Genomic DNA, 2,944 nt, shown 5'->3' with positions numbered 1-2,944 from the left:
CGATGCAGGCTGCGCGGTTTTACGGTTAAGCCGCGTTGATGCCATCGCGAGCAAGCCCGCTCCCACAGGTCAAGTGCTCTACCTTGTCTATTACCACCGTTTGCCGGAGCCTCACCGATGAAATCCTTTGAAGTCAATTTTGACGGTCTAGTGGGGCCGACCCATAACTACGGCGGTTTGTCGTTTGGCAATGTCGCGTCCCAGAGCAATAGCCAGCAGGCATCCAGCCCCAAGGAAGCCGCGCTGCAAGGCCTGGAAAAAATGAAAGCGCTGATGGACATGGGCTTTGTCCAGGGCGTGCTGGCCCCGCAAGAACGTCCGGACGTTGCCGCCTTGCGCAGCCTGGGCTTTAGCGGCACTGACGCACAAGTGATTGAGCGCGCCGCCAAAGACGCCATGCCGTTGCTGGTTGCCAGTTGCTCGGCCTCCAGCATGTGGGTGGCCAACGCCGCCACGGTCAGCCCAAGCGCAGACACTGCCGATGGCCGCGTGCATTTCACCGCGGCCAACCTCAATTGCAAGTTCCACCGCAGCATCGAGCACCCGACTACCAGCCGCGTGCTGGGCGCGATGTTTGCCGATCAGCAGCACTTTGCGCACCACGCGGCGTTGCCGGCAGTGGCGCAGTTTGGTGATGAAGGCGCCGCCAACCACACACGCTTTTGCCGTGACTACGGTGAAGCCGGGGTCGAGTTTTTTGTCTATGGGCGCAGTGCGTTCGACAGCCGTTACCCTGCGCCGCAAAAGTACCCGGCACGCCAAACCCACGAAGCTTCACAAGCTGTGGCCCGTCTGCACGGCTTGAGCGAGGAGGGCGTGGTGTTTGCCCAGCAAAACCCGTCGGTGATCGACCAGGGCGTGTTCCATAACGACGTGATCGCGGTGGGCAATGGCGAGCTGCTGTTCCATCACGAGGATGCCTTCCTCAATACCGAATCGATGCTCGATGAGCTGCGTCGCAAGCTGGCCGCGCGCGGAGCCAAGTTTGAGTCCATCAGCGTGCCGCGCGACCAAGTGACCGTCGATGACGCAGTGCGCTCTTACATGTTCAACAGCCAACTGCTCAGCCGTGCCGACGGCTCGATGCTGCTGATCGTGCCCGAAGAGTGCCGCGCCAACCCGCGTGTCTGGAGCTACCTGCAAGGCCTGACCAGCGCTGGCGGACCGATCCGCGAAGTGAAGGTGTTTGATCTCAAGCAGAGCATGCAGAACGGCGGCGGCCCGGCGTGCCTGCGCTTGCGTGTGGCGCTTAACGAAACAGAGCTGGCGGCGGTCAACCCTGGGGTTATCATGTCGGCCCCGCTGTACGACACGCTGACCGGCTGGGTGAACAAGCACTACCGCGATGCCTTGCGCGAAAGCGACCTGGCAGACCCGCAATTGCTGCTTGAATGCCGGACGGCACTGGATGAACTGACGCAAATCCTTAAACTGGGCTCGGTTTATCCGTTTCAGATCAATTGACCCCGCGCGTGTTTGCCTGTTGCGCACGCGCCACCTGATTTTCCAATGAGAGCGAAATTATGAGCGATTCCCTGCAGCTGATCCTTGAAGACACCGACGGCACGCAACTGCAAACCTCCTGCACCCGCGTCGCGGTCCTGTGGCAGGGTAAAGAGCTGTGGATCCAGCAAGACGGCCGTGGCCAATTGCTGATTGGTGTAGATGTAGAAGAAGGCGATGCTGAATACGCCAACCTGTTGCTGCGCCCATTGGCCACTAACCTTGTCAGTCTGCAACTGGAAATGGAACCGGCTGACATGAGTGACGAAGATGGCGAAGACGGTCACGTGCACGGCCCGGACTGCAATCACTGATTAAGGATGCCCTATGCTCGCTCTCGGCAAACTGCTTGAACTGACCTTGACCGGACGTGAACCGGCCCAGAAAACTCAACTGACTGTCGATGGCGTGCGTTTGCGCTGGCTGGCCGAGGGCGCGCTTGAGGTGCGCCCCCCTGAGGCGCGCGACAACGGCATGGACGTGTTGTTGTCGGCCGGCATCCACGGCAATGAAACAGCGCCGATCGAATTGCTCGACCGCCTGATCCATGCCATTGCTCGCGGTGAGATCAAGCCGCGAGCACGCATTCTGTTTTTGTTCGGCAACCCTGGCGCCATGCGCACGGGCGCACGGTTTGTCGAAGAAGACCTCAATCGTCTGTTTAACGGCCGCCATGAAAGCAGCAGCGGGCCAGAAGCCCTGCGTGCCTGCGAGCTTGAGCACCTGGCCGAGACGTTTTTCAATGCCCCCGAGCGCACCCGTTTGCATTTCGACCTGCACACGGCCATTCGCGGTTCCAAGATAGAGCAGTTCGCCTTGTACCCCTTTAAAGAGGGGCGCAAACATTCGCGCGATCAACTGGCGCGCCTGCGGGCTGCCGGCATGGAAGCGGTGCTGTTGCAGAACAAGCCTTCCATCGTGTTCAGCGCTTACACCTACGATCAACTGGGCGCCGAGGCGTTTACCCTGGAGCTGGGCAAGGCCCGGCCGTTTGGGCATAACGAAGGCGTTAACGTCGAGCGTCTTGAATTGCGTTTGCAGCAGATTATCGAAGGCACTGAGCCGCCGCTGGAAGGCGCGTCACTGGACGGCTTGCAGTTGTTCAGCGTGGCGCGGGAAGTGATCAAGCAGACAGACTTGTTTCTGATGCACTTGCCGCCGGACATCGAGAATTTTTCTGAGTTGCCCAAAGGTTATTTGCTGGCGCAAGACACGCCAAAAACCCGCTGGGTCATCGAGGAAGAGGGCGCGCGGATCATCTTTCCTAATCCCAAGGTCAAGAACGGCCTGCGGGCGGGGATCATCATCAAGCCGGTGAAAGCGACAGCGTTCGCTTAAATCTGTAGGAGCGAGCTTGCCTCGCGATCTTTTTGAAGATCAAAAGATCGCGAGGCAAGCTCGCTCCTACAAGGTCGGCTAGTTAAACCGCGCGCTTTTGCTG

At 59.6% G+C, this 2,944-nt stretch carries 3 protein-coding genes; all 3 read left to right on the top strand.

Features of this window, described 5'->3' with window-relative positions:
• Nucleotides 1-117: 117 nt before the first annotated feature.
• The 3 genes from astB to astE are packed head-to-tail and all read left to right on the top strand — an operon-like array spanning nucleotide 118 to nucleotide 2,841.
• Nucleotides 118-1,464: an N-succinylarginine dihydrolase gene (gene astB / locus QMX84_RS26200; RefSeq protein ID WP_282365143.1), complete on the top strand. Its 1,347-nt coding sequence runs from the start codon at nucleotides 118-120 to the stop codon at nucleotides 1,462-1,464.
• A gap of 59 nt (nucleotides 1,465-1,523) precedes the next feature.
• The gene (locus tag QMX84_RS26195) at nucleotides 1,524-1,817 is read left to right on the top strand and encodes a hypothetical protein (RefSeq protein WP_048367870.1); all 294 of its coding nucleotides are present in this window, start codon (nucleotides 1,524-1,526) and stop codon (nucleotides 1,815-1,817) included.
• Nucleotides 1,818-1,830: 13 nt separating this feature from the next.
• A complete protein-coding gene (gene astE / locus QMX84_RS26190) occupies nucleotides 1,831-2,841 on the top strand; it encodes a succinylglutamate desuccinylase (RefSeq protein ID WP_282365142.1) in 1,011 nt (336 codons plus the stop codon).
• Nucleotides 2,842-2,944: the final 103 nt, after the last annotated feature.

The sequence above is a fragment of the Pseudomonas sp. PS01297 genome, assembly GCF_029959305.1.
Lineage (GTDB): Bacteria > Pseudomonadota > Gammaproteobacteria > Pseudomonadales > Pseudomonadaceae > Aquipseudomonas > Aquipseudomonas helleri.
This window is presented reverse-complemented; position numbering and strand designations above follow the sequence as displayed.